This is a genomic window from Deinococcus arcticus (genome assembly GCF_003028415.1).
Taxonomy (GTDB): domain Bacteria; phylum Deinococcota; class Deinococci; order Deinococcales; family Deinococcaceae; genus Deinococcus; species Deinococcus arcticus.
This window is the reverse complement of sequence record NZ_PYSV01000007.1, coordinates 183,265-197,236: the sequence shown is the minus strand read 5'-3', so window position 1 is coordinate 197,236 and position 13,972 is coordinate 183,265. Positions and strand designations below refer to the sequence as shown.

Here is a 13,972-nt window from a genome sequence, read left to right as displayed (position 1 = left end):
CGGACTCGTCAATCTCCGCTGGCAACGCCGACTCTACCTATCCACACACTAAATTTAGGGCTAAGCCAGCGGGGCGACGGTTCCCGTCGCCCCGCTCCCCCTTCGGCTACTGCGCAACAGGTCTTCAATAGAACGTGGTCAGGCGCTCAACGCTGTGGCGGTGGTGGGGAAAGCCGTCCTCGGCACGCTTGCCGATGGGCAGCAGGCCAGCAAACTGCACGTGCTCGGGCAGGCCCAGGATGGCCTTGACCTTGTCGGGCTGGAAGCCCAGCATGGGCACCGTGTCGTAGTCCAGGCCACGGGCCGCCAGCATCAGAAAGCCGAAGGCGATGTTGGCCTGCGACAGTCCCCACTGGCCACGCTGGGCCACGTCCTGGTGGCCGAACACGTTGTCAAAGGTGGTGCGCTGGCCGGTGCGGCCCGCGTCGCCCATGCCGGGGTGGGCGGTGTCTTCCACGGTCTGCAGGGTGTCTTCCATGTCGCTGTAGACCACGATCACGGCGGGGGCGTTCGTCACCTGGCCCTGGCCGTAGGCAGCCTCTTGCAGCTGCGCCTTGACGGCGGGGTCCTGCACCACGGCAAAGCGCCACGTCTGGGCATTCCAGGCGCTGGGCGCGAGGCTGGCCAGGCGCAGAATTTCGCGCAGATCATCCTGGTTCATGGGCTCCTGCACGTACTTGCGGATGCTGCGGCGGCTCTCAATGGCTTCAGTCACGTTCAGGGGGCGGGTGGCAGTGGCAGTCATTCCAGGATGTTAGGCCCACTGCTTTGAAAAGTCAAGCGGTGTATGATTCGTCATGATTGGGTCAGCCACATCTGTGTACACTCTGAACCATGAGCATGGAACACACTGGTTTCTGCCCGGTTTACCGGGCCATCGGGGTGTTGCAGGAGAAATGGGTACTGCACATCGTGCGGGCCCTGCTGAACGGTGAAAAGGGGTTTAACGAGCTTGCCCGGGCCGTCGGCGGCTGCAACAGCGCCACCCTGACCCAGCGCCTGGAGCATCTGGAGCAGCTGAGCCTCATTCATAAGCGCACCGAGGACAGCCACGGCAAGCTGGCCCGCAGCGTCTACAGCCTCACGCCAGCTGGCCTGGAACTGCAGAGCGTCATTGACGCCATTGGCGCCTGGGCCCAGTCACATCTGCACGAAGAAGGCGCCCACCCCGAACCCTCGCCCTGCTGAGCCGGGCTGCACCTCTGCGCGCGGCGGCTAAGAGGGTCGCCTCGGCCTGCCGCCCCCCACCCGGAGGCCCCATGACGGCCCTGCTGTTGTTCATCGTGCTGCCTACCGTGCTGCTCGGCCTGGCGTTTTTCATCAAGCCTCTGGTGGCGCCCGACCAGCGGCGCGGCGACGCCATGGGTCAGGGGCTCAGCGCCCAGGGCCTGTTCGGCCATCACGGACTGGCCCCGGACGAGCGCGCCGTGCGCGAGGACACCGAGGCAGTCCGGTTTGACCTGGGCGCCGTGCGGCCCCGGGACGGTGCATAACGGTCAATGAAGACCCAAGGTGGGCCCGGTGCATGGCCGCGTACCCTGAACGGCATGAGCCTCAAGGATCAGTTCTCGGCCGAAGAATGGTTCACCGTCATGAATGGGCCTGGCCGGGCCGGCGCCGCCGTGGTGGCCGCCAGCCCCAGCGGCATCACCGGGCTGGTGGCCGAAGCCCAGGCCCTGTCACAGGCCGTGCGTCAGGGCATCAGTGCCGCCGGGCGCACGCCGCTGCTCGAAGCCATGGCCGCCGATCTGCTGGGCACGCCCCCGGCCCCCACCACCCTGCCCAAGCAGGAGCGCGCCCGCACCATGGACGACGCCCGGGAGCAGAGCCTGCAGGGCGTGCGGCAGGCCACGTGGCTGGTCAGCGCCAAGGCCAGCCCGGAAGACGCGGCGGCCTACCGGCAGCTGCTGCTGAACGTGGCCGAACAGGTGGCCATGGCCGCCAAGGAAGGCGGCTTTCTGGGCATTGGCGGTGAGCAGGTGAACGACCGCGAGCGCGCCGTTTTGCAAGAGCTGCGCCGCCTGCTGGGGGCCAGCGACCCGGCGCCCGCCAGTCCCCAGCAGGCCCCTTCCCCAGACGGCAGCGGCAACAGCAACTGATACGGACTGCCGTCCATTTCCGTACCATCCGGGAAGAAGGGGGATGTTCCCCGCCTTCGGCGCTGTTCCAGCCCAATTCCCGGAAATCCGCATTTGTTCCTTCTCTGCTCCGCAGCTCTTCGAGTCCCTTCGGTCGAAAAAATTCCGTAATGTGTTACGGAATTTTTCGAAAGCCGTATGACTGGGGCACCCGGCCCCTGCGCTGGAGACGCTCTGTAGTTGAGTCCATCCCCTCATTCAGCCCAGGGCCGTTCTCGGCACGCTGTCCAGCAGCGCGGAACACCCCGGCCCAGGGGGCGCGTTACACTGGCCGCTGAAGCGTTGGGGGCGACTGGCGCAGAACGTGGACAGACCACGGGGAAGCCCCCAATCCCCTCCTGATCGCGCGCCTGGGTCACTGTTCGACGTTCGTTCTGGCCTGTGCCGGAGCGGGCCTCGACCCCGGAGACCACTGTGAACGACGCACCCCACACCCCCAGACGCGCCCTGCTGTCCGTCAGCGACAAGACGGGCGTGGTGGAATTTGCACGCCAGCTGGCCCAGCGCGGCTGGGAGATTCTGAGCACGGGCGGCACCTACCAGAGCATTGTCGAGGCGGGCGTTGCCGCGCGGCAGGTCAGCGACGTGACCGGCTTCCCGGAGATGCTGGACGGCCGGGTCAAGACCCTGCACCCCGCGGTGCACGGCGGCATCCTGGCACGCCGCGAACCCGGGCACCTGGAGCAATTGGAACAGCACGGCATCGGCACCATTGATCTGGTGTGCGTCAACCTGTACCCCTTCCGGGAGACGGTGGCGCGCGGGGCCGAATTCCCCGAAGTGATCGAGAACATTGACATCGGTGGGCCCGCCATGATCCGCTCGGCGGCCAAGAATCACGCGGGCGTGCTGGTGCTGGTGGACCCGGCCGATTACCCGGTGGCCCTGCAGGACGAGGTGAGCCCGGCCGAGCGCCAGCGACTGGCCGCCAAGGCCTACCGCCACACCAGTGAATACGACGCCGCCATCACTGCCTATCTCGAAGGCACCTCGGACGAGCTGCCCACCGCCCTGCCTGAGCAGCTGGCCCTGAACCTCACCCGCGCCGCGCAGGTGCGCTACGGCGAGAACCCGCACCAGCCCGGCGCAATCTACCGCCTGGGCGCCGCACAGGGCCCGGTGCTGGACGCGCAGCTGCTGAGTGGGAAGCCCATGAGCTTCAACAACTACGCCGATGCGGACGCCGCCTGGGCCCTGTGCGAGGAACTGAGCGAGCAGGAAGCGGCGGTGCCCGGCCACGAGGCCGTGTGTGTGGCCGTCAAGCACGCCAATCCCTGCGGCGTGGCCCTGGCACAGAGCGCCCGCGCCGCCTGGGAACGCGCCCGGGACGCCGATACCCTGAGTGTGTTCGGCGGGGTGGTGGCCGTCAGCCGCCCGGTGGACCTGGACGCGGCGCAGGCCATGCGCGGCACCTTTCTGGAGGTGCTGATCGCCCCCGAGGTCAGCCCGGAGGCGGTGGCGTGGTTCACCGAGAAGAAGCCGGACCTGCGGGTGCTGGTGGTGGGCCCGGCGGCGGGGGTCAGCCGGCTGGATGTACGGCCCCTGACCGGCGGCTTTGCTGTGCAGGAGCGCGACAGCCGCCCCTGGGATGACCTGTGCCCCGAAGTGGTGACAGGGCGCGAACCCACCGAGCAGGAATGGCTGGACCTGCGCTTTGCCTGGGCCACGGTCAAGCACGCGCGCAGCAACGCCGTGGTGCTGGCCCGTGGCGGGGTCACGGTGGGCCTGGGGGCCGGGGCGGTCAGCCGCATCTGGGCGGCCGAACGCGCGGTCGCCAATGCGGGTGAGCTGGCCCAGGGCGCGGTGCTGGCCTCCGAGGCCTTCTTCCCGTTTGACGATGTGGTGCGGCTGGCGGCGGGGGCGGGCGTGCGCGCCATTCTTCAGCCCGGTGGCGCCAAGCGCGACCCCGAAGTCATTGCCGCCTGCAACGAGCTGGGCCTGAGCATGGTGTTCACCGGTTCCAGGCACTTCAAGCACTAGACAGAGGGGAGCAGAGGGGCGCGACGGGGGTTAATGCAACCCCGCCGCGCCCTTGTGGTGCAGAAACCCTCTGTGGTTTGCCCCGGCTGCACCGCTTCTCTGGGGTTCCGCCCCTCATGGCGCGCCCCATCTCTCTTTGCCCTGCCCTCCGTCCATGAGCTGCCGTCCACTCCCCTCTCAACTTTCTCTTCCCAGATAGTTGCAAACTGCAATCATGTTATCGGTATCTCTCCCGTCTTCACCAGACCTGCAGGCGCAACCGCTGCGGTTTCTGGCGGCGTACTGGGGCGTGTGGCAGGTCATGAGTACGCGGCTGCACACGGCGCTGGAACGCCAGCATGGCCTGGACCTGCGCACCTTCATTGCCCTGAGTTATGTGCAGGCGGGGCCCATCACGCCCGCCGAACTGGCGCGGCAGCTGAAGGTGCCGCGCTACGAAGTTGCGCGCATTCTGCGCCGCCTGGACGACCTGCACGCCATTGCCCGCCGCCGTGACCCTGCGGACGCCCGCTCGCACGAGCTGCACACCGAGCCTCTGGGGCAGGTGCTGTGGGCGGGGGCCATGCAGACCGTGCAGGCAGTCACCGCGCCCGCCCTGAGCACCCTGAACACCGACCTTGACCCCCTGACGGCCGCGCTCGAACGCCTGGCCGCCCTGTCCCCGGAGGACCAGCCATGACCACCCCGCTCCAGTGCCCCTTTGGCCACGGCACCCTGACCCGCCAGCCCACCGCCCAGCCCCGCCCCGGCGCGCCCGTTCGCGTGGAGGGCACCGCCTACCACATTCACGACTTCCAGACCGCGCGTGAGGTGCTGCGCAGCGACGATGTGGTGCAGGCCGGCTTTGGCGCCGAGCGGTTGCAGGACGCCAGTGTGCTGCGCCGCAAGCCCGTGCTGTACACCGAGGGCGACGCCCACCACGAGATGCGCCGGGACACCGCCCGGTACTTCACCCCCGCCGCCGTGGCGACCTATCACCCCATGATCGCCGCCCTGGCCGACAGTCTGCTGGCCCGGCTGACCCAGGCCGGCGAGGCGAAGGTGGACGACCTGAGCCTGACCATGGCCGTGCAGGTGGCCGCCCAGGTGGTGGGCCTGACCGACAGCGCCCTGCCGGGGCTGCACCGCCGCGTGACCACCTTCGTGGAGGGGGACCGGCCCCGGGGCGACGATGCCTCGCGCCTGCGGCAGGTGCTGGACCAGCGGCACCTGCTGGCCTTTTACCTGCTGGATGTCAAACCGGCCATCGCCCGGCGACGGCGCCAGCGGCGTGACGACCTCATCAGCCACCTGCTGGACCAGCAGTACAGCGACCTGGAAATCCTGACCGAGTGCCTGACCTACGGCACAGCCGGCATGGTGACCACCCGCGAGTTCATCACGGTGGCCGCGTGGCACCTGCTGCGCGAACCGGAGCTGCGCTGGCACTACGTTCACGGCACCGAACGCGAGCGTCACGCGGTGCTGCACGAGATTCTGCGCGTGGAGCCGGTGGTCTCCACCCTGTACCGCCGCACGCACAAGGACCTGAGTGTAGGCGGCGAGGTGATTCCGGCCGGCAGCCTGCTGGCGCTGAACCTGCGGGACACCAACGAGGACCCTGGCGTGGCGGGTGCAGACCCGGCGGCCCTGTGCCCGGGTCGGTCACTGCCGCGCGGCGTACAGGCGCCCGTGCTGGCATTCGGGGACGGCCACCACCGCTGCCCGGGGGCCTTCCTGGCCATCCGCGAGAGCGACGTGTTCCTGCGCCGGCTGCTGATGTGGCGCGACCTGCGCCTGGTCTCGCCGCCCTCGGTCACCTTTAACGAGGTGGTGCAGGGCTACGAACTGCGCGGCCTGCGCGTGGCCCTGGGCCGCTGAAGGCATGAGGGACAGGGGGAGGCGGCCTGAGGGTGGCCGCGCCCACGGCCCCCGGCCGACTGGGTAAGGTGGCGGCATGCCCTTTCAGCCGCTCCCGCAGGATCAGCCACACATCATTCTGGGTTGTCCGGACTGCCACACGTCCTGGGTGGTCTACGAACAGCAGATCGGGCTGCCGGTCCCGTGCCCTGGCTGCGGCTCGGCGGCCCGGCCCACGCGGCTGGGCTACACCGATGCCGGAAGTGGCCGGCAGGTGTCGTTCGGCAGTTTCCGGCGCCTGCTGGAGCAACCCGACACGGCCCAGAGGGTTATTCCGATGGTCGAGCACTGGCTGAACGTCCGGCATGAGGGCGGACTGCAGTTTGTGGACGGCGCCGGGCAGCCTGTGCCGCTGGCCGAGGTGCATTTCCGGATTCAGGGCCATGCCCAGTGGCAGGGAGAGCTGTACAACCAGTACATGAACGTCGCGCGCTGAGCCGTGCGCGGCCCTGGGCTCTGCCAGGCCAGCACCCAGAAGAGCGGCAAGGCCACTGTTCTCTGCCCCGCCGTGTCTGCTGGCGCTGCCGCCTATGCGCTCTTTTTCCAGCGGCCCTTGCCCCGGTGGCCCACCCGGTTGCCGGCGTGGGCGGTGCGGGCACGCACGGTCTGGTCGTCGTAGCGCAGCATCAGCGCCAGCCGGGCGCGGCTGATGATGTGGTGCGGGTGCCGGGGCACAAAGGCCGTCACGATGTCCACGTGACCGTCCGCGTGCGGCTCGGCCACCACATGCAGGGGCAGGGCCACCCCACAGGCTTCAAAGTACCCGCACACCAGCCAGCGCCTTTCCTCGGTGTACACGGCGCGCACCCGGCCAGTCAGCAGCACATTCAGCACGTCATGCTCCAGGAAGCCCTCGGCGCGGGCGTGGCTGATGGCGTGCGGGCACAGGTGGTAGCGGCCGTCGTACACGGCGTCGCGCAGGCGGGCGTGCGCCCGCGCGAGGCTGAAGTCATCGGTGCTGACCCCGGCCAGTTCGGCCTGCCGCTGCGGTTTCAGGGGCGCCTGGGGCGAGGCGGGGCGGGGCGGGGGCGCCGCCGGGGTGCGCCGCGCGGCCTTTTCGGCGCGCGCCAGCTGGGCCCGCAGGTGCAGCAGGTCGGTGCTGGCCTGCACCTCACCCAGTTTGATGGCCTGGGGGGAGCGCTCGCCCGCTGTGGGGGCGCCCGGGCTTCTGTTGCGGTGTCTGGTCACGGCAAAGCACCTCCGGAAAAAACCGCCTGCGCTGGGGCCCCGCGCGGGGGGCCAAAAAAGAAAAGGCCCCTCAAACACGCTGTTCGTGTCTGTGGGGAAGGGGGCGGCGTACCCTGTTCAGGGCATGGGCGCAGCATAGCACGCCCCCCCGGCCCGGCAGCGTGACGAACGGCGCAGACACGCCCGGCGGCGGGTGGCTACCCTGATTGTGTCTGGTTAGACAGTGTGTTCGGTGTTGCCCCCTTGTTGCCCTACCCCTCGTCGGAGGTCACTGCCATGATCCGATCCATGCTGGCCACGGATGTGCCCGATGTGCTTGCCCTGCTCAACTGGATGGACGACGCCCCCGAACGCGAAGTGTTCTCGCCGGAGGCGCGCAGCGAAAGCGAGCTGAAAGTCGAGTGCGAGGACTGCACCTGCCTGGTGGACGTGGGTGAGGAAGGCGTGCTGGCCTACTGCAGCCTGACCCCCTTCCGGGATGGCCTGGTCATGGAAGGGCCCATCAGCGACGGCGGGCAGGTGGGGCCGCTGCTGCGCGGCGCGCTGGAACGGGCCGAGGGCCTGCCCGTGTACGCCTTTGCCGCGCGTGACAACCTGCCGGTGCGCGGGGCGCTGGAAGCGGCTGGCTTTGCCGCCATGCACACCACCGACTTTTACAGCGCGCCGCTCTCGCGCCTGACGCCGAACGCCTGCGCGCCGGCCGGGCACCGCATTGTTCACCGCCTGCCGCTGGCCACCTACCGCGAGCTGTTTCGCGCCAGCGAGGACACCTGGGCCGAGCGCCTGACCTGGACGCCAGAACAGGTGGACGAGCATTTTGCGCGCCCTGACGTGCGGCTGGTGGGGCTGCTGCGCGGCGAGCAGGCGGTGGGATTTGCCGAGCTGGAATTCAATGCCGAAGAAGCCCGTGCCGACGTGACCTATGTGGCGGTGCATCCGGCCGAGCGCGGCCAGGGCTACGGCCTGACCCTGCTGGCCCTGGCCGCCGCCGAGGCTGACACCCACCCGGAACTCCGCACCCTGCGCGTGCGCGCCCATGACCATATGAAACCGGCCCGCGCCCTGTATGCCCGCGCGGGCCTGACCCACTGCCGCAGCGTGGTCACCTACATGAAAGAGGGCGACGAGGACGTGTAGGGGCGTGTGGGCGGCGCGCTGGTTACGCCCCGCCCACCCAAACCCGGGCTTGCCCACAGATGCGCCCCCGGGACCGGCCGTAAGCTGCCCCCGTGGCCAAGAAGGATCGGCGTTCTCAGCAGCCCGCGTTCGTGACCCTGCGGGATATGCCGGGCACCCGCGTCATGTTCTGGGTGGTGGACAGTTGCCCCTACTGCGGCGAGCGGCACCTGCATGTGGCGGGCAACCTGCGCACCGCCGACCCCGGCGAGGCGCTGGGCGAGGTGCCGGCCCCCTGCCAGCCCGAGCGGCCCTATGTCCTGACCCTGCCCCCGCGCCCTAAGCGCAAGAGCGGCAAGGAGGAGCGGCGCAAGGCCCGGCGAGACAGCAAGCGCGAAGCCTGGGACGAGGACGGCGGGTAGGGCCACCCAGGCGACAGGTCCCCAACTGCGTTCAGTGGTTGTGCTCGGTGGCGCCAGCCACACCGGGCGCGGGCAGCGGCTGGGCGCCCCGGCCGTTGAGCAGTGTGATCATCAGGCGAATCTCGGCGGCCTGGGCACCCTGAATCTGCCTGGCCAGGGCCCGCACCTCGGGGCGCACGCCAGCAGAGAGCACCGGCGTGACCATCGCCAGCGCCCCCTGGTGGTGACGGGTCATCAGCTGCAGAAATTGCACCTCGCTCTGCCGGGGCGGCAGGGTGCTGATGCGCGCCACCTCGGCCGGGGTGGCCATGCCCATCTGGCGGGCGTGGCCCGCGCTCATGCCCTCGCCGCCCCAGGGTCGGCCCCAGATGGTCAGCCAGCCGCGCATCTGGCCAATCTGTTCCTGTTGCGAGAGCAGCATATCCAGGGCAATGGTGCGCAGCGCCTCGTCGCGGCTGCGCTCGCGGATGCGGATGGCCATGTCCACCGCCTGGGTGTGGTGCTGGGTCATCTCGCGCACAAAGCGCACCTCGGGGCTCTGCTCACCCGGGGGCAAGAGGCGCGGGGCCACAAGCAGGGCCACACCCAGCAGGGCGGCCAGCAGCAGCAAAGCGGGCAGCAGGAGTCGGCGGCGCATCAGAGGCGAGTATAGGCAGGGCCAGCAGGTAGACTTGCCCCGCATGGAGCGCAGATGGCAGAACGTGGCCGGCGGCGGCGCACTGGGCGCGGCCCTGGGCCTGCTGGCTGCCTTTTTCGGAGATGTGCGCGCGCCTGTGGGCCTGCTGCTGGCGCTGGTGCTGGCCGGGACCCTGGCCGGGGCATGGCCGCCCGCGTGGCGGGCGCTGCGCCTGGGCGCGGGCGCGCTGGCCCTGGGCCTGTGGCTGTGCCTGCTGACCCCAGTGTTGCGCGCGCCTCTGGCCGCCCTGACCCTGGCCCAGGGGCCCCAGCCCGCCGACGCCATTGTGGTGCTGGGGGGCGGGGTGCAGTGCGGCACCCGCACCCTGGAGCCCAGCAGCCTCAGCCGCCTGGTGCGGGGGCTGGAACTGTGGCGGGCGGGCTACGCGCCCCTGGTCACGGTGTCCGAACAGTCCGGGCGGATCGGGCCCCGGGGGTGTCCGAAAATCAGTACCCTGGCCCAGGCGCACCTCCGCGCACTGGTGCCTTCGCCGGGCCCGCAGGTGGTCACCCTGGCCAACGTGACCACCACCCGCGACGAGGCGGCCCGGGTGCGCGACCTCGCCCGGGCGCGCGGTTGGACCCGGGTGCTGCTGGTCACCAGCCCCAGCCACTCGCGCCGCGCGGCGGCCCTGTTCCGGGCCCAGGGCGTGGGCGTGCTGAGCGTGCCTGCCCCCGAGATCCGCTTTGATGAGACGCTGCCCCTGCCGTCTGACCGCCTGTGGGCTGCGCGCATTCTGGCCTACGAGGGCCTGTCGCGCCTGAAGGCGGCGCTGGGCGGCACGCCGGAGCGGTAGAGGCGGCCCCCCCCTTGCCCATCCCACAAATCCCCTGTTCCCCTTCGCCTACACTCGCTGCTTGATGAGTGAGCGGATGATCACGGTGGTGGGCGCGGGCCTGGCAGGTTCAGAGGCGGCGCTGGCCGCCGCGCGGCTGGGCGTGCGGGTGCGCCTGTATGAAATGCGGCCGGTCAGGATGACCCCGGCGCACCGCAGCGGCAACTTTGCCGAACTGGTGTGCAGCAACTCGCTGGGCGGCGAGGGCGAACTGCAGAGCAAGGGCCTGCTGCAGGCCGAACTGCGCAGTGTGGGCGGCGCGGTGGTGGGGGCGGCCGACGCCTCCAGGCTGCCGGCAGGCAACGCGCTGGCCGTGGAGCGCGACGAATTCAGCGCCCGCGTGACCCAGGCGGTGCGCGAGCACCCGCTGATTGAGGTGCTGGGCGAGGAGGTCACGGCGGTCCCGGAGGGCATTGCTGTGATCGCCTCTGGGCCCCTGACCTCGGACGCGCTGGCCGCCGACCTCGCGCGGCTGACCGGCAGCGAGCGCCTGAGCTTCTACGACGCCGCCGCGCCGGTGATTGCCTTCGAGAGCATCAACATGGACAGCGCGTGGCGCGCGGGCCGCTACGACCAGAGCGCGGATTACATCAACTGCCCTTTTACCAAGGACGAGTATCTGGCGTTTTTTGAGGCGCTGGAACAGGCCCGCGCCCACACGCCGCACGACTGGGAAAAGCTGGAATTCTTTGAAGGCTGCATGCCCATTGAAGAAATTGCGCGCCGGGGCGTGGATACCCCGCGCTTTGGCCCCATGAGCCCCAAGGGCCTGGACAACCCACGCACCGGGCGCTGGCCCTACGCCGTGGCCCAGCTGCGCCAGGAAGACCGCGAGGGCCGGATGTGGTCCCTGGTGGGCTTTCAGACCGGCCTGAAGTGGGGCGACCAGAAGGCGGTGGTGCAGCTCATTCCGGGTCTGGAAAATGCCGAGATCGTGCGCTACGGCGTGATGCACCGCAACACGTACCTGAACGCGCCCACCGTCCTGGAGTCCACCCTGCAACTGCGCGCCGATGAGCAGAAGTTTGTGGCGGGCGTACTGGCCGGCACGGAAGGCTACCTGGAAAGTGCAGCGACCGGCTGGCTGGCCGGCACCAACGCCGCCCGGCTGGCGCTGGGCCTGCCGCCCCTGACCCCCCCGGCCGAGTCCATGCTGGGCGGCCTGACCCGTTACCTGGCCAGCGCCAACCCCAAGGGGTTCCAGCCCATGAACGTGAACTGGGCCCTGGTGCCCGAACTGCCCGCCGAGGTGAACCCTAAGACCGGCAAACCCCGCAAGCTGGGCAAGCGCGAGAAGCGCCCGGTGATGTTCCGCCGTGGCCTGAACGCGTTTATGGCCTGGGCACAGGCCGAAGCTGGACTGAGCGTGACCGTGCCCGCTCTGCTGGCCCAGTCCACAGCAGAGCCTGAGGCCGCCAGCGCCTGAGAGCTCAGTTGGCCCCGCGCAGACAGGTGACGGAGCACCAGACATGAAGAGCAGATGAAGAGTCAACGCCAGCAGCCTACACTGGGGAACATGAAGTTCTTCGGCAAGTGTGCCCTGATCGCGTTGATTCTTACAGCTCAGGCCGGCGCAACGTACTGTGTTCCCCGCCCAGCCCAGGACCTGGTTCAGCTGGACAGAGTGGTCAACGTCACCTCCACCGAGGTCATGAGCCCTTCCTGGACAGACAAAGAGACGCAGGCTTACAGCGCAGGTCTGCTGCGCGGCAGGGTCAGCGAAACGATTTCCAGCCTGCTGGGCAACTCCTCTTACAGCGAGGCCTACAGCTATACCACTGCTGGAAAGCCCAGCACGGTGAATATCACCATGAACACGGTCCGCTCGGGCACAAAGACCTCGCAGGAGGTTTATGAATACGACGCCCAGGGCCGACTCACGCGTGTGCTGGGCACGGACGGTCCCCGCCGGCCCCTTGAAACCATTGCCACTTGCAGCTACGCGTCCCTGAGCATCACGGAAAGGGAGACGGCGTACTACGGTTTCGTGCCCAGAACCCACGAATACACGCTGAACGCGCAGGGGCAGGTCATCCGGCATGTCCAGACGACGGAGCGGTACAAGAACGATACAGACGTGACGACCTTCACCTACCAGAACGGCCGACTCGTGCGGCAGGAACGGCGTGAGGTGAACAGCATCTACCCAATCAAGGTCACCACGACTGATTACAACAGCGCCGGATTCCCTGTCAAAGTCGTGGACGCCCGGTTTGAGAAGAACAATCAGCGCCGCAGTCAGACCACCACAACCTTCGACTATGTGATGGACGCGGCCGGAAACTGGGTGGAGCGGCGTGAATACGAGCACGACGGCGACAGAAAAGAGCTGGCGGCAACCACCACCCGCGTGATCGTGTACACCAAACCCTGACCGGGAAGGCGTGAGGCGGCTGTCCCTCAGCGTTCCGGCACCGTGAGCGTCTTCCCTACCGCAACCGCTGCACCTGCAACGTATACCGCCCCCCCACATCCTCGCGCCAGGCGACCGTCACCCTTCCCTGCCGGTCCACCGCCACCGCCGGCGAGCGCGCGTCGCGCCGAGCGTTCCGGTTGAGCACCGGCCACGCGGCCCACGTCTGCCCGTTCCAGCGCGCGGCGTGAATCTGGCCCAGGCCGTCGCCAATGCGTTCTTCCACCCAGGCCAGGACCGCGTGCCCGGCCGGGTCAGTGGCCAGCGCGGGCGCCGAGGCGTAGAGCCGGCTGAGCGCCCCGCCCATCGGTACCCAGTGCGCGCCGTTCCAGCGGCGGGCCAGCAGCGTGTCCTGGCCCTGCACCTGCTGCAGCCACGCCACCGTGGGCCGGTCCTGGCCGTCCAGGACCATGCGGGTGGAGGCCACGTAGGCGGGGCCATCGTTGAGGGCGCCCCCCAGTGCCTGCCAGCGCGCCCCATCCCAGCGTGAGGCCAGCACGCGGCTTTCGGTCACCTCGCCCTGCAGCCACGCCACCACTGGCTGCCCGCTGCGGGTCAGGGCCAGGGCCGGGGTGCGGGAAAACGCGCGGAGGTCGTTAAAGGCTGGGCCCCGCACCCAGCTTTTCTGGGCCGGGTCCCAGCGCCGCACCGTCAGCTGGCTGCCGTCGGGCTTGCGCAGGTATTCGCCCCAGGCCAGCACCACCTCGCCCCGCCACGCGGCCACCGCGCGGGTGCGCGCGGCATAGGGCAGATCGTCGCCCAGGTAACGGGTGCCCCAGTCGGTCCAGCCCTCGCCCTCACGCCACGCCCGCAACTCCACGATGTCGTTGTCACCGTAGTTCTCGTTCCACACGGCGGCGGGGCGGCCCTGCTCGTCCAGCACCAGATTCAGGTTCGAGGCCGGGCGGGGCTGGCGGTAGTTCAGCACGCCCCCCAGCGGCTGCCACGCCCCACGCTGGGCGCGCCACACCCGCACCACCCGCCCGGTAAAGGTGCCGCGCCCGGAATTGAAACGGCCGCTGTCCACCACCGCGCCCAGGTGCAGGGTGCCGTCCGGGGCGGCGACCAGGGCCACCTCGCGCACCGGGGCGCTGAGGTGGGGCACGGGGAGCGCCACGCCCGGCGCATGGGGCGCGGCGCCCCCGGCCAGCGCGGCAGTCAGGAAGGGCAGGGCCAGGGTCAGCAGGGCAGCGCGGCGCAGCATCAAAACCTCCGGTGAATGGGGGCGGCTTGGGGGTGTCTTGCCGATTCTTGCCCATGTGGGCGCGCTTCTCAAGCGCCGCGCCCCGCCCCTGCTCTATGGTG

General features: G+C 69.5%; 16 protein-coding genes and 1 riboswitch. Of the genes, 12 read left to right on the top strand and 4 right to left on the bottom strand.

Annotation, left to right across the window (positions count from 1 at the left end):
• Nucleotides 1-124: 124 nt before the first annotated feature.
• The gene (locus tag C8263_RS09365; protein ID WP_107137841.1) at nt 125-745 is read right to left on the bottom strand and encodes a nitroreductase family protein; all 621 of its coding nucleotides are present in this window, start codon (nt 743-745) and stop codon (nt 125-127) included.
• 89 nt (nt 746-834) lie between these two features.
• Between C8263_RS09365 and C8263_RS09360 the strand changes: the two genes are divergently transcribed.
• From C8263_RS09360 to C8263_RS09330, 7 genes are all read left to right on the top strand, one after another.
• A complete protein-coding gene (locus tag C8263_RS09360) occupies nt 835-1,188 on the top strand; it encodes a winged helix-turn-helix transcriptional regulator (RefSeq protein WP_107137840.1) in 354 nt (117 codons plus the stop codon).
• Between the two features lie 71 nt (nt 1,189-1,259).
• Nucleotides 1,260-1,493 (top strand): hypothetical protein, encoded by a 234-nt coding sequence (locus C8263_RS09355; RefSeq protein WP_107137839.1) that lies wholly within the window; start codon nt 1,260-1,262, stop codon nt 1,491-1,493.
• 54 nt (nt 1,494-1,547) lie between these two features.
• Nucleotides 1,548-2,099, top strand: a complete 552-nt coding sequence (locus tag C8263_RS09350; RefSeq protein ID WP_107137838.1) for a hypothetical protein — start codon at nt 1,548-1,550, stop codon at nt 2,097-2,099.
• A gap of 317 nt (nt 2,100-2,416) precedes the next feature.
• Nucleotides 2,417-2,501, top strand: a riboswitch (ZMP/ZTP riboswitch).
• 51 nt (nt 2,502-2,552) lie between these two features.
• Entirely contained in the window at nt 2,553-4,118 is a 1,566-nt protein-coding gene (gene purH / locus C8263_RS09345) for a bifunctional phosphoribosylaminoimidazolecarboxamide formyltransferase/IMP cyclohydrolase (RefSeq protein WP_107137837.1), read from the top strand.
• A gap of 214 nt (nt 4,119-4,332) precedes the next feature.
• Complete coding sequence (locus C8263_RS09340; protein WP_107137836.1) at nt 4,333-4,797, top strand: MarR family winged helix-turn-helix transcriptional regulator; 465 nt, start codon at nt 4,333-4,335, stop codon at nt 4,795-4,797.
• Nucleotides 4,794-5,978 (top strand): cytochrome P450, encoded by a 1,185-nt coding sequence (locus C8263_RS09335; protein ID WP_107137835.1) that lies wholly within the window; start codon nt 4,794-4,796, stop codon nt 5,976-5,978. The genes C8263_RS09340 and C8263_RS09335 overlap by 4 nt, the downstream gene beginning before the upstream one ends.
• 76 nt (nt 5,979-6,054) lie before the next feature.
• Nucleotides 6,055-6,453, top strand: a complete 399-nt coding sequence (locus C8263_RS09330) for a hypothetical protein (RefSeq protein ID WP_107137834.1) — start codon at nt 6,055-6,057, stop codon at nt 6,451-6,453.
• Nucleotides 6,454-6,545: 92 nt separating this feature from the next.
• Here C8263_RS09330 and C8263_RS09325 read toward each other — a convergent pair whose 3' ends face one another.
• On the bottom strand, nt 6,546-7,127 hold the full coding sequence (locus tag C8263_RS09325) for a DUF4258 domain-containing protein (protein ID WP_107137864.1): 582 nt from the start codon (nt 7,125-7,127) through the stop codon (nt 6,546-6,548).
• 354 nt (nt 7,128-7,481) lie between these two features.
• Between C8263_RS09325 and C8263_RS09320 the strand changes: the two genes are divergently transcribed.
• Together C8263_RS09320 and C8263_RS09315 are read left to right on the top strand one after the other, a co-directional pair.
• Nucleotides 7,482-8,342, top strand: coding sequence for a GNAT family N-acetyltransferase (locus tag C8263_RS09320; protein ID WP_107137833.1), 861 nt, complete (start codon nt 7,482-7,484; stop codon nt 8,340-8,342).
• Nucleotides 8,343-8,434: 92 nt separating this feature from the next.
• Nucleotides 8,435-8,743: a hypothetical protein gene (locus tag C8263_RS09315; RefSeq protein WP_107137832.1), complete on the top strand. Its 309-nt coding sequence runs from the start codon at nt 8,435-8,437 to the stop codon at nt 8,741-8,743.
• Nucleotides 8,744-8,774: 31 nt separating this feature from the next.
• Here the strand turns inward: C8263_RS09315 and C8263_RS09310 are convergent, their stop codons facing one another.
• Nucleotides 8,775-9,380 (bottom strand): DUF305 domain-containing protein, encoded by a 606-nt coding sequence (locus C8263_RS09310; RefSeq protein ID WP_107137831.1) that lies wholly within the window; start codon nt 9,378-9,380, stop codon nt 8,775-8,777.
• A gap of 43 nt (nt 9,381-9,423) precedes the next feature.
• Here C8263_RS09310 and C8263_RS09305 point away from each other — a divergent pair, with 43 nt between their 5' ends.
• From C8263_RS09305 to C8263_RS09295, 3 genes are all read left to right on the top strand, one after another.
• Nucleotides 9,424-10,215, top strand: a complete 792-nt coding sequence (locus C8263_RS09305; protein WP_107137830.1) for a YdcF family protein — start codon at nt 9,424-9,426, stop codon at nt 10,213-10,215.
• 64 nt (nt 10,216-10,279) lie between these two features.
• The gene (gene trmFO, locus C8263_RS09300; protein ID WP_107137829.1) at nt 10,280-11,680 is read left to right on the top strand and encodes a methylenetetrahydrofolate--tRNA-(uracil(54)-C(5))-methyltransferase (FADH(2)-oxidizing) TrmFO; all 1,401 of its coding nucleotides are present in this window, start codon (nt 10,280-10,282) and stop codon (nt 11,678-11,680) included.
• A gap of 90 nt (nt 11,681-11,770) precedes the next feature.
• Nucleotides 11,771-12,628, top strand: a complete 858-nt coding sequence (locus C8263_RS09295; RefSeq protein WP_107137828.1) for a hypothetical protein — start codon at nt 11,771-11,773, stop codon at nt 12,626-12,628.
• Between the two features lie 55 nt (nt 12,629-12,683).
• Here C8263_RS09295 and C8263_RS09290 read toward each other — a convergent pair whose 3' ends face one another.
• The gene (locus C8263_RS09290) at nt 12,684-13,871 is read right to left on the bottom strand and encodes a hypothetical protein (RefSeq protein ID WP_107137827.1); all 1,188 of its coding nucleotides are present in this window, start codon (nt 13,869-13,871) and stop codon (nt 12,684-12,686) included.
• Nucleotides 13,872-13,972: the final 101 nt, after the last annotated feature.